Origin of the sequence: Rhodovulum adriaticum, from assembly GCF_004345735.1 — a bacterium.
In the GTDB taxonomy this organism is placed as follows: Bacteria; Pseudomonadota; Alphaproteobacteria; order Rhodobacterales; family Rhodobacteraceae; genus Rhodovulum; species Rhodovulum adriaticum.
The window spans coordinates 538,898-554,513 of record NZ_SLXL01000001.1 but is presented as its reverse complement, the minus strand read 5'-3'; the positions used below and the strand labels follow the sequence as shown (position 1 = coordinate 554,513).

Below are 15,616 nucleotides of genomic sequence, written 5' to 3'. Positions count from 1 at the left end.
GGGTCTCGACGAGGCCCCGAACTCACCTTAACCACGAAACCATTTGGTCTTATATTTTCCGAGAGTTGAATAGACGAAGCTTCCATGCGGATCGCTTTTCTTCTTACCGCCTGCCTCATGCTCGGCGCCTGTCTCGATGTCCGCGTGGCCCTCGATTTCTCCGGCCGGGACGCGCTCGCGCAGACCGTCGAGATGCGGATGGAGCGCAGCCTGTATGACTTGATCGAGGCCGATCAGAACGCCATGTGCGCCGATGGCGTCGAGACCATCGGGGTCGATGAATACCGGTGCGAGGTCGTCGAGGAGACGGCCTATGCCGATCTGCGCGACGGGGTTCTCCCCGGGGGCGCGGAGAGCCTTTTCTCCCCCGGCGGCAAGACCCGCCTTGATTGGCTGCGCCGCAACCGTGTGCGGGTGAGTATCGATCCCAACGAACTCTTCGCAAGCGAGACCGCGAACTCGCCACCCAAGGACATGGAGAGTATGGAAGGGATCATCCAGGCCGCGCTGGCCGGGCATTCCTTCGTGCTTGAAGTCTCGGGACGGCGGATCGTCGAAAGCACCGGGGACATCTCCGAGACGGCACGCGGGCGTGGATCGTGATCTCTGTCATCCGGCTGCTGGACGAGGAGCCCGATTTCGGGCCGACCTTCGTCACCATCCTCGAGACCGGGCGATAACGCCCGCCCGGTTCCCGGTTTCCAGATCGCGGTATCCTGATATAAATGACGGACTTGGACCGCCTCATCGTCCGGTCCCATCTGATGCATCTTCACAGGAGGTGATCATGGCGCGCCCCGTGGATCATGCCCGCATCACCGCAGCCCTTGAAGGCAAGCTCGACACAACACAGCTGACGGAGGACGAGGAAGCCGCATGGCTCGACGCTTTCACCGAGACGATGGGGCAGCCTTCGGTGAGCGAGAAATCCTTCTACGCCCGGCGTCGCGCCCTCGGTCGGGCTGGCGGCCCCGATTGATGATACCGGGATCCTATCGCGCGGCAGCCGGAAGCGCACCGCGCGTGTCTCAAGGTCCCGGTAGCGGCCCGCTGAATAGCGCGGGCAGTCGAGCGCGTGGCCGAACCTTCAGCACGTCGAGGCTCGTGTGAGCGCCTCGCGCCCCGCCTGTCACCCAAGGGGCGGCGCCGTTTCAAATAACGAGGTTTCAGTCTTCGCGAGCAATGCAAGGCGCCGCTTCCGACTCGCCTCTCGGCTATGTTCGACTGCATGCCGCATGACCGCCTCGAGCTGATATTTTTCGACGATCCGGCTTCCGGCTTTCTGATGGCAAGCTGCCCGGGCACTATCGACGCCTGCCTCGCCATTGTGAATGGCTTCGTCCGTGTGGAGCATCGAGCGGGTCGTCGTGAAGCTGTTGCCCGTCAGCGCCTTGAAAATCCGGGGTGCATAGCTCTTGGCAGCCGGTTTGCCGTTCGCGAGAATGAAAAGAGGGCGCTGCATTTCCTGGACCTGCCGACGCAATTCCGGAAGAAGAAGGATGGAGCGGTCGCCGAGGATGACGGCATCGATGAAACGACCGGTCTCGGGTTCGAGGGGCATGACGAACCGCTCGGGAGTATGCCGGGCGGTCTTCTGAATATACGTATCAATGATCCACTGGTTCCCGTGCCAAAATAGCGTTTCACCGAATACGAGGTAGGCGGACGCGTTCCGAAGCGGAGCGATCGGATAAAGGCCAAGGATACAGCTCGCGTTGCGCATCCGGTGGCGTTTGTTGGCGTTTTCAAGCGTGTTGGCGGTATGAAGTAGCTGTTCTGCGAGGTCGAGGACGGAATCGGTCGTGTGACCCGTTTCCAGGATTCTGAAATGCTTGAGAGCGAGCTGAAACCGTTCACGGCCATGAAGATCCCAGTAGATCCGGGAGAGATGCGTCACGGTATCCCCGGGCGCGCCGATCAACCGGCTGAAGCGGTGCAGTTCTTCGAAGCTGGCGCGCAATGTTGCCCAGCGCAAACCGTCGCGCCGTTTTTCAATCCGTGTCCGAAGGTCCACGAGGTACTGTTCCGTCACCTCGGGGCTGAGATCAGGCTCGAGCCCCGCCTTCCGCGCGCTCCAGGCAAGCTGGCAGAGCTTTTCGCGCATGCGCTTGACGATGGAGGGCGCGATGGCGACCCCATTCCGGGGCATGCCGGTGGCGGCCCGGCGAAGAGCGGTTTGCCAATCCTGCGGGAGTTCCCACGGCTGTACGGACACGCGGCGCGGAACAGGCGCCGGGCGTGCGGGCGGCGCAATCGGATCCCAGGGTTCGTATCGCACCGGGCTGTGCATTGCCCCCGGGGCATCTGCGGGTTTGCCCTTGGCAGACGAGAGCGCGGTCGAGCGTATGCTGGCCTTCACGAATTTCCGAGCTTCGGCGATCTGGCCCTCGAAACCGGGCAGACAGGTTGCGAGGGCATGCCCGAGATCGAGGAGCCGCCTGTCCGCGGCGTCGGGACCGGCATTGAGCGCCCAGGTCGCGAAATCCGAAGATCCCGGCGCCGCGATGCCGTGTGTCGCGATGAAGTCGAAGAACTCGTCCGCAGCAAGAATGGCGGGTGTTGCCAGATCGCCCAGACCCGGAAGGCCGAGGAAATGCTGCCAGTGCGGCTTCTGGAAAACGTCTTTCAGGGACATCAGGCCGCGACCTCCTGGTGGGCTTCAATGAGCTCCTTGCGGCGTGCATTGCGTTTCTTCTGCATTTCACGGAGCAGTTTCTGCGGATGGAGGAAGGCATAATAGCGCCGTACGGTATCCGGTCTGTCGCCAAGCGTCATTGCAATGGTCTCGATGCACGAGGGGTCCTCGTTGATCATCAGAGAGGCTTCGCCATGCCGGAAATTGTGCGACTTCATCGGCAGACCGATTTCGGAGGAACAGGCCATCAGCCACCTATTGAATGTCTTTTCGTTGAGATGGTGATCTCCGGGATTCAGTCCCGGAAAAAGCGCCTCCGACGCTGACGCACCGGGAAAGAGAGGCCGGATTTCATCGCGAAAGAACATGAGAATATCGAAGGCAAAGGAGCCTTCCTCACCTTGGGCGAAGGGGATCGGGGGGATCGATTGGTTGCGCATAGTGAGAGAATCGCCGTTCTTGATCAGTTCGTTCGGCACCTTCACCACGAAGCGGGGCGCGTCCGCGCCGGAATGATCGAAGAACGTGGGAACAGGACCGCCCGAGCAGAGTGCCAACATGTTGCACATGCGGAACGGGACGCCTTCCCGACCGATCGCGGCGTAGGCCGCGCAGACACCAAACCTCCGGGCACGACGCAGCAGCTTTTTCGCCCGGGCACGCTTCCTGCGTGGAAGAGCCTTCATGGCATCCGGGCGGGACAACCTGACGAGATCGAACCCCTCGGCCGCGGCCGCCGCCAGTGTTTTTTTGGCGATTTCCCAGTAACGAACGTGCTGCAACTCGAAGAGGCAGGTCTTTTCCTCGTCCTCGATCAGGTTCCGACACCATGTCTCGGTCGTCGCGGACATGAACTGGGACAGCATGCGCCCTTCGATCAGCAAGGCATGATCATTGCGCAGCTCCATGACCTTCTGGGCTTCGGCGCGATACCCGTTACGACTGAGCGTGATCCGCAGCTTGTCGACGTAGCTGTAGAGGGACCGCTTCGAGAGGGCCGTTCGCGCCTCGGCCCGGGTGTCCTCGATCCAGCTGGCGATGACCCGTTCAACGGTCGCCGGATCGAACAACCCGGCGAGTCCATCGGGCGGGCAGGATGCGTGAGCTTCGAGAGCTGTTGCCGTCCGGATGTAGCGATTGAGCGCGGATCGAAAGATCCCCCGCGAGCCTTCCGCATGCTGGGTCTTGAATGTCTCTCGCGCCTCGGCGGTCTTGATATTGTCCGGAATGGTCGTGGTCGCGGTCTCGATCCAGCGGGCTGCTTCCACCGCGTACGGTCCCTCGAGCGGGACCGGCTGGCGGGTCGCGGTCTCGATGACCCCGAGCGGGGCGGGGGGCAGAAGATTGTGCAACGATGTCAGGTCGCGGAGCCGGTTCAGGCATGTCGCTCCCCTCTTGATCTGCTTGCGCGCATCGTAATTCGCTGCCGCGTCAACGAGATCCTGGACAAGAGACGTCGTGAGGGTGGTTGGCAGGATATCACGGCGCCGCGCGGCGAGCGCGAGCGAACGCAGGCCGGCCAACTCGTGCTTCGTGAGCAGGCCCTCGGCTCTGAGGCGCCCGGCGCGGTCACTTAAGACCTCCCATTCATCGTCCCGATCTCGAACGGCCCGGCGTGCCGCAAGGTCCCCCGTGACGTGCTCGATCATCCGTCTTCCGTTGCTCCGGTACTGCGTGTAGGTCTTGGGGGTCCAGCCTCTTGCGCCGATCAGGCGTGCCAGCTGCACATCCTCGGGGCTGACTTTCGGTGCGATTGCCAGGTAGGTTTCAACCGTTCCGGCCATCTCGGCCCGATGGGCTTTCGTGATCCCGTTGAGTGTCAGCATCTTGTCGAGATCGGCGGCATATCGGCGGACCGTGTTGTCAGGGTCGGCCGCACCGGCCCGCAGGATGTCTTCGAATGTCGGATGCGCTGTCATTGCAGAAACTCCATTTGTCAGCGTTATCGGGAATATTGGCCGTTATCGGGTGAGGCGTAATGAATTCCCTGTCCTTTTCCCGAGCCGAAAGGGACAGGGATTCCGTTACAGCGGGGGCTTGACCGCGGGGGGCATGGCGCCACTGGCAATGGCCGCGAGAACGGCCCCGGGCTCGGGTGCCACTGTGCAGGCCCGGTCCTGGGCAGTGCCGTCGCAGGCCGCCAGCGGAGTCTTGTCGCGGGCTTGCGCGAGCGGTGCCTGGCGCGGAACCGGCCGGATGCCCGCGAGCGCGCGTCCCTCGCGCGCGGCCTCGATCACTTCGGGAAGCCATCGGCGCAGGCGCGGTGTCCGCCCCGGCGAGATCGCTCCTAGTTGGACGCCTGGCGGGTAATCGAAGCTGCCGCTCCGGATCCGGTTCCGGAGCGTCGACACGGCCCGGCCGGTGCGACCGGCGACCCAGTGGATGTCCTGCAACTGGAGGCGCAGCAGGTCTTCGCCCTGCGCTGTAACCGGTTCGAGCCCAAGGATCTGCCGCCAGAGCGCGCGTTCGGGAAAAAGCCCCTCGAGTGGGCGGACGCCGAAGCGTTTCGCGATCCCGGCAACCTCGTTCTTGCCGACCCGAAAATAGAATCCCATCTCTTCGCGCGTCAGGAAACCGCGATGCTCCGGCACCACCCTGGGCAGCTGGTCTGGATGAAGTGTCATGGACCGTCTCCTCTTTTCGAGGAGTTCGGTCCGATGAAGATCAGACGGAAATCGTAGGGCGAAAAAATTTTCGAGGCCGCGGGGTCACCGGGACGCGCGCACCGTGATCCGGGCGCGCATCAACCGGTGACGCCGAGCCTTGGCGGAAGCAGGCCGCTGTCGCGCAGGCAGGGGATCTCGTGTAGCGCATCAAGGCGCGCGGCATTTGCCGCGAGGGTTTCCGCGAGGTCGGCGCGGCCATGCGGCGGATGGAGAACCGTCGAGCGGAAAGCGCGCGCCTGTGCCGTGACCCAGTACGCGGTAAGGATCCCGGGGCTGTCGCCTTCGGCCAGCGTGAAGAAATAGGGGACGGGATTGTCGCGTGACGCGACGCCAGCCGCGACAACGGCCACCTGCAGCCCGTGCCATTGCTCGTGCCGAGAGAGTTGCGCGATGATGCGAAGCTTGCGGAGCGCACTGGAATAGCGCGATGCCTGCCCCGAATGGTGTTGCCAATCGACGGAACCGGGGTCGCGCGCGAGGAGCCGATGCAATGCCTTGCCGTCCTCAGGCGCAACGCCGGTCACCTCTGCGAGGGCCTTGACCGCAATACGGTGTGCCCGCGCCGTGCTCTCCGAGACCCCCTGCAGCGCGATGATCCGGTCGAGTTCGGCCATGGCAACCTTCGAAAGGCCCGCAGCGGATCTCCGGCGATCCGGAAGCGACAGGGGCATGGTCGGCAAGAGCGGGGCGAGGGAGTCACGTTCCTTGAGCGTATCGAGCAGCCGGCATGCCATGTTGAGTTTCGCGGCTTGCGATCGCGTGGCGCTGTCGCGCACCGAAGCCAACCAGTCTGGCCGAAGATCGCACGGCCGGAGGCCTGCTTTTTGCGCGGCAGATCTAATGGTGTAGAGCGGGTGCAGCGCGCTCGCGGACACGCCATCGTGGCGTGCCCGCCTGAAGAACACGCCCCAGGCGGCCTCGACCGGGTCCGTGGGCTCGGTGGGGGCCTTAGCGGGTTTAGGCTTTTTACCAACCCCAGGCAGTGCGCGCTTGCGCTCCAGACCGAGGGGCGTTGCCGGCAGGAGAGACGGCGGGAGCCCGGGCAGATCCCGCACCTCATCGATCAGGAAGCACGCGGTCCTGAAAGCATTTCGATTTGGGCCATGCAGGTCTGCCTCCTGTTCTGCGCACCAGCCGGGCGTCAGGTCGGATGGTCCGAGGCCAGCCTTTTCCGCGCGGGTCGAAAGCACCGAGAGCACGGACGCTCGCTGCATCGAAACCCCACAGGCGCGCAGCCGCGATCTGAAATCATGCCAGCCCACTGCAGCCGGCCCGCGCCGTTGAACGGCAATCGGCGGGAACTCCGCCTCGGGTCGGAAATAGCGTGTCAGCCGCGTGATGTAGGACCGGTAGGTTCCCTCCGAAGGAGCCGAGAACCCGAATTCTGCTGGCGTGATCGCGATCAGGCGATCGCGCGCCGCGTCGGACATAAGGTGTTCGCCGGAGGGGTTGTCGCCTTCGCAGAATACCTTTGCGCGTAGCGCGATGTGCCAGATGAATGGCAACGCCGCGCGGATCTGCGCAGGCGCAGCTTCGTAGGCATCCTCCAATTTCGGGGGCAAAGGCGCTTGTGTCGCGTGATGCTCCCAGTCCGGGAAATCTCCGATCGGGTTGGACGGCAGGAGACCGAAGCCGAGGAAGGCATCCTGTCCGAAGAGGCTGTCGAAGATCAGTGCCCCGCGCCGAAAGGACTGCCGTTCTGAGCCCGACAGGTCGCGGTCGCAGGCATGCGCGAGCGCGGTCGTGACATCCCGGGGAAGGGTTCCCGCAGGCAGGCGGGCCCGGAAGTTGTAGACCGCGCTCGCTAGCCTCTTCCCGTGAAGAAAGCTCGCGAGGCGATACACGCCCGTCCAGGGATCCGGGTCGACCGGCCGCCCGAATCCCAGCGTAAGACTGTCGAAAACAAGACGGCGCCAGGAGCGGTAGCGACGGAGGTCGTTTTCGAACAGGGAACGCGCATGAACAGGGACGCGGTCAAACGGATAACGCACCGCAATTTCCGTCGAGAGACGACCGAGGCCCCGCAGAGGAATACCCTCTAGCTTTGCCAGGAGCCCGAGGGCGGTTTGATGCGCAAACCCGTCACCCAGGAGATCGAGTGGTGCAGGCAGCGGATCCGCGCCGAGCGCGTGATAGATTTTCTCCAGTGTCATCATCTCGGAATGCCTCCTCGTCGAGATGCGGGACGCGAACATCGCCCCAAGGGCTAAGGATCGCGGCCACGCGCTTGTTTCGGACATGATCTGGGATCGGACCAGCACCGCCGGAAACCGGCAGGTTGCGGGCGTGGTGTGGCATCCGGGCGCATGAGCTTCATACCAAAGAGCGCCCCGGGCCCGGCTCGACGCCGGGCCCGTGCGTAAACTCACCAACGGCGATGTTCGAGCTTGGACAAGGTGCGAGCTGCCGCCTTGTCGCCTGCTCGGCGATTCCGGTCCGCTATCGAGTTGCGCAGCACCTCGACACATTGCTCCGCTTCAAGAAGCGCTTGCAGTCTGAAGACCGCATGCGCCACCCGCGCCAGCGCCTGGTGGCAGGCCTCCAGGCGCATCCCCCGATCGGTGCGGACGGCCCGGAGGACGCCGTCATAGAGGGGTTCCTCGCCGATAGCGCCGGCCTGCACGGTGATATAGCGCCAGTCGGTTTCCGCTTCGACCTCTTCGTCCAGCCGTTCGAGCAGTACGGCAAGGTCGGCGCGCGCACGCTCCGAAAACAGCTGACCGTTGGCGCATGCCCTTGTGCAATCCCGCAAGAGCAGACGATCGCGATGGGACAGCAGGCCCATGGCGCTTTGCAGAACCGGTGCGGCATCTTTGGCGGCGCCAAGAGCTTCAGCGGCGAGGAGTTCCGGGGTGGGTGTGAAATCATCCGGGGACATTGAATGTAGGTCCTTCTCAGGTTGCGGCACGCCCATCGCGCCGCGTCAAGGTTCCGGAAGCTCCTTCTTTCTGTCTGTCTTTCCTCCTTTCTGTTTGCGGTCGCCGCACCCGGCGGGCGACCGCAAACAGAAAGGGGAGAACCATCTATGTTGTTCAGAAAAAAGGTTTTTCGCCTTCGGCCCGATTTCGATGTCAGATTGCGGGGCACGACAGCCTCACGTCTCGGAGCGTCGCGCCATAGAAAGACGGCACGGAGCTGACATCGAACGCCATCCTCAAATTGCCGGAGGAGCGCCGGATCGAATAGCACTACATCGCGCCGGGGAAACCGATGCAGAACGGCTTTGTCGGGAGCTTTATTGGCCGCTTCAGGGGCGAATGCCTCAACGAACACCTGTTTGCCAACCTGCGCAATGCCCGCAGCCTGATCGCGACGTGGCGCGACGACAACAACCATCACCGCCCCCATACGGGCCGCGACGAGCTCACCCCGTGAGTGTATCATGAACGGTCGAAAGAGGACCAAACCCTGAACAGAGCTGACATGTAAGCGCCGGCTCCAAGGGGAGCAGGTCATGCGCGATGTCCTTTTCGGAATTCATCTGCCCCTCGTTTTCTCTCGTGTGTATCCTGATCTGTCCGACCGACCGGGTCCCATGGTTTTGCTCGGGTTAGAGGCTCTGGGCGCGAAGGACGAGAGGAGCTCCACAACTAAGACGGGCTCATCCTGATCGCGTTCTCATCATTTTTTTAAGAAATTTCTTTCAGCGGAAAGAAAAGAGCCAAAATTCTCTTCAGGTCGGGTGACCTGATGATGATGACCCCCGGCACGGACCAGAAAAACGCAGCATCAAGGAGGTGCGATCATTCCTGCTGGAGCTCTTTGCCGTCGGCCAGCCGAGAACAGCCTTCAATGCGGCGGCTAATCCTGATCGGTCGCCGTTTTCGCTCACAACAATTGCAAGGTATGACGATGAACGACCAGATTTGCCCAACCGATCGAAATGGCTCTCCGCCGCAGGATACGCGCGTCGAGGACCTGTCCCTGGTCCAAGTGGAGATGCAAGCGCGGCATCCGGATCTCGACCTGGGATTCTGCGCTCAGTGCCACTATGGGCCGCCGAATTTCGCATTTCTCGTGGTCTACGGTGTTGACCACGATACGGCGAGACGGCGGGCAATCCGGGCAGAAGCCACAGGCTTGTTGGAGCGGCTGGGACACCGCGTGGAGCTTGAGCGTGGTTGTGATGTCTATTGCCTTGATCCCCGGGCACCCGAGGGCGCGCACGAACGGATGGAAATGTTGAGGAGGATCCGATCGGGCCTAGCCGAGGCGGATCGTGTTTCTCGTGTACAAAGTCCTAAGGGCTAGAACGGCCCGTTCCGGCCATTCACCACCGCCTCGCTCCGCCGCGGCGCGGCGCGGCCCGTCATTCCAGCCATTCGCTGCGCCTGCGAAATCACGCAGCTGGCGCACCGCACATCGTTAGGTATTGCGAATACCTGACACAAACCATCAGATGTCGTAGGCCAGCCCTTTCGAGACGTTCACCGCCGACGCTGCATGGCCCGTGGCGTCGACCTGAACGGCGCGGATCAGCGAGCCGTAGACCTCTTCCGACGCGCCGTGCATTTCGGCACTGGCATCCGAACCGCGCATGATGACAGAAATTTAGCTTATCCGGTCGCCCATTACGGTGCTTGGAACGCCCTTCTTCACGGCGGGTGCAATTCCGGGCTTCGACGTCAGATCTGCGAGTATCGCATAGAGCGCCGGCAGCACGATAAGGACGAGCAGCGTGGCCCCGAGCAGCCCGAAGACCACCGAGATTACGAGGGGTTTCAGCGTCTGCGCCTGCGTGCTGGACTCCAACAGAAGCGGCGCCATCCCCATCACTGTGGTCGAGACCGAGATCAGGATCGGGCGGAACCGATCCCGGCTTGCCTGTCCGGCGGCGCGCGCCAGGTCCATGCCCTCGGCCGCGCGGGCGTTGATCACCTGAAGCAGCAGGATCGCGTTGTTGACCACGATCCCGGCCAGCGAGGCCGCGCCCAGTATCGAGGGCATCGACAGGTTGTAGCCCATCGCGACATGGCCCCAGATCACCCCGATGAAGGCCAGCGGGATGGTCAGCATCACGATGACCGGCTCGACATAGCTGCGGAACTGCAGCGACAGGATCAGGTAGACCCCCACCAGCCCGATGACGAAGCCGCGAATGATGGAACCGACCGTTTCGGCGGAATTGGCGCTTTGCCCACCGATCTCGACGCCAAGGCCGGGCAGATCCGCGACAAGGCCCGGCAGGACCCCCTCGCGCAGCGCCTTCACGATGGCGTCGGCATTGGCGATGCGGGTGTCGACATCGGCCTGAACGGTCAGCGTGCGCCGCCCGTCGACATGGGTGATGCGCGCCCAGCCGCGGGCCTCGGTGAGATCGGCGGCCATGGTCAGCGGCACGGCCGAGCCGTCGGGCAGCGTCACGGTGAAATCGGTCAGGTCGTCCCGGGCGTTGCGGTCCGCCGGGGCCTGTTCCAGTTCGATCTCGTGGGCGATGTCGCCCTGCTGCACATCGGCGATGATCGTGCCGAGGAAGGCCGCGCGCACCTGCCCCGCGACATCGGCCGCGGTCAGCCCCAGCGCCGCCGCCCCCTCCTTCAGCCGCAGGCGCAGTTCGGGCAGGCCGGGGCGAAGGTCGTGGGTGGCGTTGTAGACCCCGCGATAGGCCGCGACCTCGGCCAGAAGCGTGTCGCCCGCGGTTCGCAGGCCGTCGAGGTCGTCGTGGAACAGCCGGATCTCGATGGCGATGCCCTGCGGCCCGATCCCGGGCTCGGTCAGGACGATCTCGGTCACACCGGGCACGTCGCCGATCTCGGCCTGCCAGCGGGCGGTGATCTCGTCGAGCGTCGTCGCCCGGATCTCGGCGCCCAGCAGGTCGGCGCTGACGGTGGCCACATGGGGCCCACCCTCGCCAGCCGTGGCGTTGAGGTTGAACCGCGTTTGGACCGAACGGACCAGCGCCGCGCCGCCCGGCTGGTCGGGCGCAAGGGCCGCATCGGTGCGCATCAGCGCCGCGATCACGTGATCGGCGACCGCCTCGGTGCGCATGAGCGGCGTGCCCTGCGGCATCAGGATGCGCGCCTGCAACACGTCGCCGTCGATGGCCGGGATCGCCTCGCGCTGCAGGAGGCCCCCGCGCACGGCCCCCACGCTGACGATCATCAGCGCCAGCACGAGCCCCGCGACCGGATAGCGCCAGGCGATGGCAAAATCGGCGGCGCGGCCGACACCCCTTTCCCGCATCGCCTCGAACCCCCTGTCGAAGCCGCGGCGCAGGCGCGAGGGCGGGCGTTCGGCCGCCTTCAGCCCGTGGCTTAGGTGGTGGGGCAGCACCCAGAACGCCTCGATCAGGCTGGCGGCAAGGGCGGCGATCAGCACCAGCGGCAGGACTTCGAGCACGGCGCCCAGTTCCCCCGCGAGGAACGACAGCGGTCCGAACACCGCGACCGTCGTGGCAAATGACGACAGCACGCCCGGCAGAACCGCAAGGGTGCCCGCGACCGCTGCCTCCAGCCGCGACCGGCCGTCGGTGGCATGGCTAACGATGCTGTCCACGATCACGATGGAATCGTCCATCACGATCCCGATGGCCATCAACAGCGCGACCAGCGTGATCATGTTCAGCGACAGCCCCATGAGCGCCATCGCCACGAAGGCCCCGAGGAAGGCCACCGGCAGCCCGAATGCCGCCCAGATCGCAAACCGCGGCCGGAAGAACAGGCTCATCATCGCCAGCACGAGGACAAGGCCCATCGCGCCGTTCCTGACCAGCATCTGCAACCGGTCGCGCACGATCGAGGTCATGTCCTGCACGATCTCAAGCCGCAGGCTGTCCGGCAGGGCGGCACTCTCGGCCTCGACCACGGCGGCGACGGCGTCGAGTACGCGCAGCGCGTCGGCCTCAAGCGACTTGTGCACCTCGAGGAACGCGGCGCGCTGCCCGTCGAGGCGGGCGCGTTCCTCCTCGGGGCTGTAGGTCTCGACAATCTCGGCGATGTCGCCGAGGCGCAGCATTCCGCCCTCGGGGGTCGCCAGCACGGTCAACTCGGCCAGCTCGGCGATGGTGCGGCGTTCGTCGACAAAGCGCAGGCGCAGATCGCGGCCGGGGGATTCGAGGCTGCCAATCGGCAGATCGACGCTTTGCGCCCCCACGATGCCGGCCAGCCCGGCGGCGGTCAGCCCGTGCCGGGCGAGGACCGCGCGCGGCACCGTGATGCGGAATTGCCGCTCGCCAAAGCCCGACAGGGCCACCCGCGCCACGCCCGGCAGAGCGGCCAGCCGGTCGCGCAACTCCTCGGCATAGCGGTCCAGCGCCACGGCCGGCAGGTCGCCCGCCACCGCGACCGAGGTCACCGCATCGGTGCGGTGCAATTCGCGCACGATGGGCGGATCGGCGCGGGCGGGCAGGTCGTCGATGGCCGTCACCTCGGTCCGGATGTCGTTGACGAAGCGCAGGGCATCGCCGCCCGGCGCCATCGTCGCCACCGCCCGGGCGCGGTTGTCCGCGGCGGTGCAGGTCAGCTCCTCCAGCCCCTCGACGGGGTCGAGCGCATCCCACAGGCGGCGGCAGATCGCATCCTCGACCTCCTCGGCCGAGGCGCCGCGATAGACGACGGTGATCTCGGATTCGACGGGCCGGAAATCGGGAAAGGTCTCGCGTTTGAGCGTCGGCGCCGCGATCGCGCCGGCCGCCAGCAGCAGGATCAACAAAAGGTTGCCCGCGGTCGGATGCCCGGCGAACCAGCGGATCATTGCCCGGCCTCCACCGCGATCAACCGCATGCCCGGGATCGCGGGAACGAGATCGTCCAGCACCACCTCGTCCCCGGGCGCAAGCCCGTCCGAAACGATCGCCTGACCATCCTGGCGAAAGGCGACCGTCACTGCGCGCAGCGCCAGCCGGCCTTCGGCATCGCGCAGGTGGACTATGCCCCCGGCCTGCACCGCAGGGTCGGGAATGGCGATCTGCGGCGCGCCCTCGGGGCCGGTCAGCACGACCTCGACATACATGTTGGGCACCAGTGCCAGCCGGTCCGGCGGGTTGGCCCCGGCATAGGGGTCGGCGACCTCGACCGTGACCGGAACCGTCCGGGTCCGCGGGTCGAGCGCGTTGCCCACCCGGACCAGCCGCGCCGCCCAGGTCTGGCCGGACGCGCCCACCAGCCGGACCTCGGCGGCGATGTCAGCCCGAAGGTCGGCGCGTTCCAGCAGCGCCAGCCCCTCGGCCCCGTCCGCCCGCGCGCGCCCCATCAGCCGCGGGAAGCTGTCCAGCGGAATCCGCGCCGTCACCTCTGCCGCGGCGATCCCGTCGCCCCGCACCAGCGGCTGGCCCACGGCGACGAACTGGTCCTGTTCGACCGCGACCTCGGCGACGCGCAGATCGAAGGGAACGGTGATTTCCGTCTTTTCCAGATCGCGCCGGGCGCGCGCCAGAACCGCATCGGCGCGGGCGATCTGCGCGGTCAGCCGGGCGCGGCGGCTGGGGATCAGATCCAGCGCGTTGGTCAGTTCCTGCACGCCGCGTTCGATCTGCAGCATGGCCCGTTCCTGCGCGTCCGCCTGTGCTTCGGGCGCGGTGCCCTGGTCGACCAGCGCGCGCACGCGCCGGAACTCCGCCTCGGCCAGGCGCAGGCGGCGGCGCTCGATCTCGAGCAACCGGCCCGTGTTTGTCGCCTCAGCCTCGAGCTGCGCCAGATCGGCCCGCAGCACCGCGCGGTCGGCCTCGGCTTGGGCAAGCGCCAGCTCGTAGGCCGTCGGATCGAGGCGCAGCACGACCTGCCCGGCGCGGATCAGGGTGCCGGTCTCAAGCTCGGGGCTGCGCCAGACGACGCTGCCGGCCACCTCGGCGACCGCGGCCCATGTGCGGGACGGGGTGACGGCGCCATAGCCGCGCGCCATAGGCCGGACTGGTCGTTCGGCCACCATCATCGTCCGAACCGCCGCGCTGCGTTCCGCCATGGCGTTGCGCGCGGGCGGTTCGGCGCGCGAGACCAGACCCGCCGTCAGGACCACACCCAAGGCGACGGGGACGAGAAAGCCGATGAAGGGTTTCAGTCGCATGAGACCTCTTGGGGTTGACTGGGCGCCATCAGGCGCAGTTGAAGGCACACCAGGCGATCACCCTCGGTCACCAGATCAAAGCCACGGCCTGACAGCGACCAGCGTAGCACGAGACCCTGCAATATCCCCAGCAACAGGGCCGCGATGTCGTCCGGTTGCAGATCGCCCCGCAGGTTCCCGGCGGCCTTGGCCTGACGCGCGAGGGCGACCATCCGATCCATCAAGCCAGCCATTAGACGAAGAACAATCGGCCTGACCGAATCCTCTGCGACGTGACGGCCGGGTGCCATGACCAACGCTGGAATGGCTGGCGTCTGTTCGATCAGCCCCAGTTGGGCAAGGCACAACATGCGCAGCCTGTCGCGAGGCCCACCGCCGATCTCGGAAGCCTTCGCCCAGGCCCGCTGCGCGCGGTGCTCGACCTCCTCCATCACGCTGCGCCAGATGTCATCCTTGGTCGGGAAATGGCGAAACAGCGCGCCATGGCTGACGCCGACCTTGGCCGCGATGCGCGAGGTCGACAGGCGTTCGGGCGACACCGATGCAAGCAGGTCGAGCACCGCCTCGACGATGTCGGCCCGACGCAGATCGGCGCTTTTTCGGGCTGTCATGATCTCCTCAATAAGCTAGTGAGCACTTGCTTATTATTTTATATCATGGGTAACAAGCTATAAATTTTGTGGCAAAAGTAACTCATAATTGATATATATCAATCACCTGTCTCCTATCGCCACGGTAGACTCGTCACCGTTGACCGAGGGGAAGGGGGCCCCTCTGAAAGGAAGTGACACATGCGTCTTGCTGCTTTGCGTTCCGAAAAAAGCGGAGAGATCGACAGGCTTCTTTCCGATACGGCAGGCTGGCTGCTGCGGACCGGGCGTGCGCCGGTCGGGATCGTTCGTGAATTCAACGGTCGGGCTGCCAGCCATGCCTGCGACATGGACCTTCGGGTATTGCCCGCTGGTCCGCGGATCGCCATTACGCAGCAACTCGGGGTGGGGTCGCGCGGCTGTCGGCTCGATCCAGAGGCGATAGAGCATGCGGTTGTGGAGGTCGAAAAGCGCCTCTACGGCCCAGCCGATATCTTTCTTCTGAACAAGTTCGGGCAGCACGAGGCCGAGGGCCATGGCTTCCGGGACACGATCGCGCGCGCGCTCGACAGAGGTCTTCCGGTTCTCATGGGCATCGGGCGCTTCAATATCGAGGCATTCGACGCATTCGCGGGCGGGATGGCTGAATACCTGTCACCGAAGCCGGAGGCCATCCGCGCGTGGTGCCGTGAGGCAATGGAAGCGGCGGCTGCCTGATCCCGGGCC

13 protein-coding genes and 1 pseudogene are annotated in these 15,616 nt (G+C 65.1%); 5 read left to right on the top strand and 9 right to left on the bottom strand.

Annotated features, from left to right (window positions below; all coding sequences use genetic code 11):
* Nucleotides 1–84: 84 nt before the first annotated feature.
* Both EV656_RS02575 and EV656_RS02570 read left to right on the top strand, forming a co-directional pair.
* Nucleotides 85–603, top strand: a complete 519-nt coding sequence (locus tag EV656_RS02575; RefSeq protein WP_132599132.1) for a hypothetical protein — start codon at nt 85–87, stop codon at nt 601–603.
* A gap of 184 nt (nt 604–787) precedes the next feature.
* Nucleotides 788–979: a hypothetical protein gene (locus tag EV656_RS02570; protein ID WP_132599130.1), complete on the top strand. Its 192-nt coding sequence runs from the start codon at nt 788–790 to the stop codon at nt 977–979.
* A gap of 150 nt (nt 980–1,129) precedes the next feature.
* Here EV656_RS02570 and EV656_RS02565 read toward each other — a convergent pair whose 3' ends face one another.
* The 5 genes from EV656_RS02565 to EV656_RS02545 all read right to left on the bottom strand — a co-directional run bounded on the left by EV656_RS02565 (nt 1,130) and on the right by EV656_RS02545 (nt 8,179).
* Nucleotides 1,130–2,635 carry a hypothetical protein gene (locus EV656_RS02565; protein WP_132599128.1) on the bottom strand — a complete coding sequence of 502 codons (1,506 nt, stop codon included), beginning with the start codon at nt 2,633–2,635 and terminating at the stop codon, nt 1,130–1,132.
* Nucleotides 2,635–4,554 (bottom strand): hypothetical protein, encoded by a 1,920-nt coding sequence (locus EV656_RS02560; RefSeq protein ID WP_132599126.1) that lies wholly within the window; start codon nt 4,552–4,554, stop codon nt 2,635–2,637. Before EV656_RS02560 ends, EV656_RS02565 begins: the two co-directional genes overlap by 1 nt.
* 105 nt (nt 4,555–4,659) lie before the next feature.
* Complete coding sequence (locus tag EV656_RS02555) at nt 4,660–5,259, bottom strand: hypothetical protein (protein ID WP_132599124.1); 600 nt, start codon at nt 5,257–5,259, stop codon at nt 4,660–4,662.
* A gap of 119 nt (nt 5,260–5,378) precedes the next feature.
* Nucleotides 5,379–7,457, bottom strand: coding sequence for a hypothetical protein (locus EV656_RS02550; RefSeq protein ID WP_132599122.1), 2,079 nt, complete (start codon nt 7,455–7,457; stop codon nt 5,379–5,381).
* A 209-nt stretch (nt 7,458–7,666) separates the two neighbouring features.
* Nucleotides 7,667–8,179 (bottom strand): hypothetical protein, encoded by a 513-nt coding sequence (locus tag EV656_RS02545; protein WP_132599120.1) that lies wholly within the window; start codon nt 8,177–8,179, stop codon nt 7,667–7,669.
* A 245-nt stretch (nt 8,180–8,424) separates the two neighbouring features.
* Between EV656_RS02545 and EV656_RS02540 the strand changes: the two are divergent.
* Together EV656_RS02540 and EV656_RS02535 are read left to right on the top strand one after the other, a co-directional pair.
* Nucleotides 8,425–8,676 (top strand): annotated as a pseudogene (locus EV656_RS02540) (integrase core domain-containing protein); the annotation flags it as partial.
* A 477-nt stretch (nt 8,677–9,153) separates the two neighbouring features.
* On the top strand, nt 9,154–9,552 hold the full coding sequence (locus EV656_RS02535; RefSeq protein WP_132599116.1) for a hypothetical protein: 399 nt from the start codon (nt 9,154–9,156) through the stop codon (nt 9,550–9,552).
* A 144-nt stretch (nt 9,553–9,696) separates the two neighbouring features.
* Here the strand turns inward: EV656_RS02535 and EV656_RS16460 are convergent, their stop codons facing one another.
* The 4 genes from EV656_RS16460 to EV656_RS02520 are packed head-to-tail and all read right to left on the bottom strand — an operon-like array spanning nt 9,697 to nt 14,911.
* On the bottom strand, nt 9,697–9,840 hold the full coding sequence (locus EV656_RS16460; protein ID WP_165918924.1) for a hypothetical protein: 144 nt from the start codon (nt 9,838–9,840) through the stop codon (nt 9,697–9,699).
* A gap of 12 nt (nt 9,841–9,852) precedes the next feature.
* Nucleotides 9,853–12,993, bottom strand: coding sequence for an efflux RND transporter permease subunit (locus EV656_RS02530; protein WP_132599114.1), 3,141 nt, complete (start codon nt 12,991–12,993; stop codon nt 9,853–9,855).
* Nucleotides 12,990–14,300: an efflux RND transporter periplasmic adaptor subunit gene (locus EV656_RS02525; protein ID WP_132599112.1), complete on the bottom strand. Its 1,311-nt coding sequence runs from the start codon at nt 14,298–14,300 to the stop codon at nt 12,990–12,992. The genes EV656_RS02530 and EV656_RS02525 overlap by 4 nt, the downstream gene beginning before the upstream one ends.
* Nucleotides 14,291–14,911, bottom strand: a complete 621-nt coding sequence (locus EV656_RS02520) for a TetR/AcrR family transcriptional regulator (protein ID WP_132599110.1) — start codon at nt 14,909–14,911, stop codon at nt 14,291–14,293. The genes EV656_RS02525 and EV656_RS02520 overlap by 10 nt, the downstream gene beginning before the upstream one ends.
* 180 nt (nt 14,912–15,091) lie before the next feature.
* Between EV656_RS02520 and EV656_RS02515 the strand changes: the two genes are divergently transcribed.
* Nucleotides 15,092–15,607, top strand: coding sequence for a DUF2478 domain-containing protein (locus EV656_RS02515; RefSeq protein WP_132599108.1), 516 nt, complete (start codon nt 15,092–15,094; stop codon nt 15,605–15,607).
* Nucleotides 15,608–15,616 lie beyond the last annotated feature (9 nt).

Bases quoted from the DNA above. Each gene is read 5' to 3' on its own strand.
- EV656_RS02575 (WP_132599132.1), top strand. From the start codon at position 85: ATGCGGATCGCTTTTCTTCTTACCGCCTGCCTCATGCTCGGCGCCTGT.
- EV656_RS02570 (WP_132599130.1), top strand. From the start codon at position 788: ATGGCGCGCCCCGTGGATCATGCCCGCATCACCGCAGCCCTTGAAGGC.
- EV656_RS02565 (WP_132599128.1), bottom strand. From the start codon at position 2,635: ATGTCCCTGAAAGACGTTTTCCAGAAGCCGCACTGGCAGCATTTCCTC.
- EV656_RS02560 (WP_132599126.1), bottom strand. From the start codon at position 4,554: ATGACAGCGCATCCGACATTCGAAGACATCCTGCGGGCCGGTGCGGCC.
- EV656_RS02555 (WP_132599124.1), bottom strand. From the start codon at position 5,259: ATGACACTTCATCCAGACCAGCTGCCCAGGGTGGTGCCGGAGCATCGC.
- EV656_RS02550 (WP_132599122.1), bottom strand. From the start codon at position 7,457: ATGATGACACTGGAGAAAATCTATCACGCGCTCGGCGCGGATCCGCTG.
- EV656_RS02545 (WP_132599120.1), bottom strand. From the start codon at position 8,179: ATGTCCCCGGATGATTTCACACCCACCCCGGAACTCCTCGCCGCTGAA.
- EV656_RS02535 (WP_132599116.1), top strand. From the start codon at position 9,154: ATGAACGACCAGATTTGCCCAACCGATCGAAATGGCTCTCCGCCGCAG.
- EV656_RS16460 (WP_165918924.1), bottom strand. From the start codon at position 9,840: ATGCGCGGTTCGGATGCCAGTGCCGAAATGCACGGCGCGTCGGAAGAG.
- EV656_RS02530 (WP_132599114.1), bottom strand. From the start codon at position 12,993: ATGATCCGCTGGTTCGCCGGGCATCCGACCGCGGGCAACCTTTTGTTG.
- EV656_RS02525 (WP_132599112.1), bottom strand. From the start codon at position 14,300: ATGCGACTGAAACCCTTCATCGGCTTTCTCGTCCCCGTCGCCTTGGGT.
- EV656_RS02520 (WP_132599110.1), bottom strand. From the start codon at position 14,911: ATGACAGCCCGAAAAAGCGCCGATCTGCGTCGGGCCGACATCGTCGAG.
- EV656_RS02515 (WP_132599108.1), top strand. From the start codon at position 15,092: ATGCGTCTTGCTGCTTTGCGTTCCGAAAAAAGCGGAGAGATCGACAGG.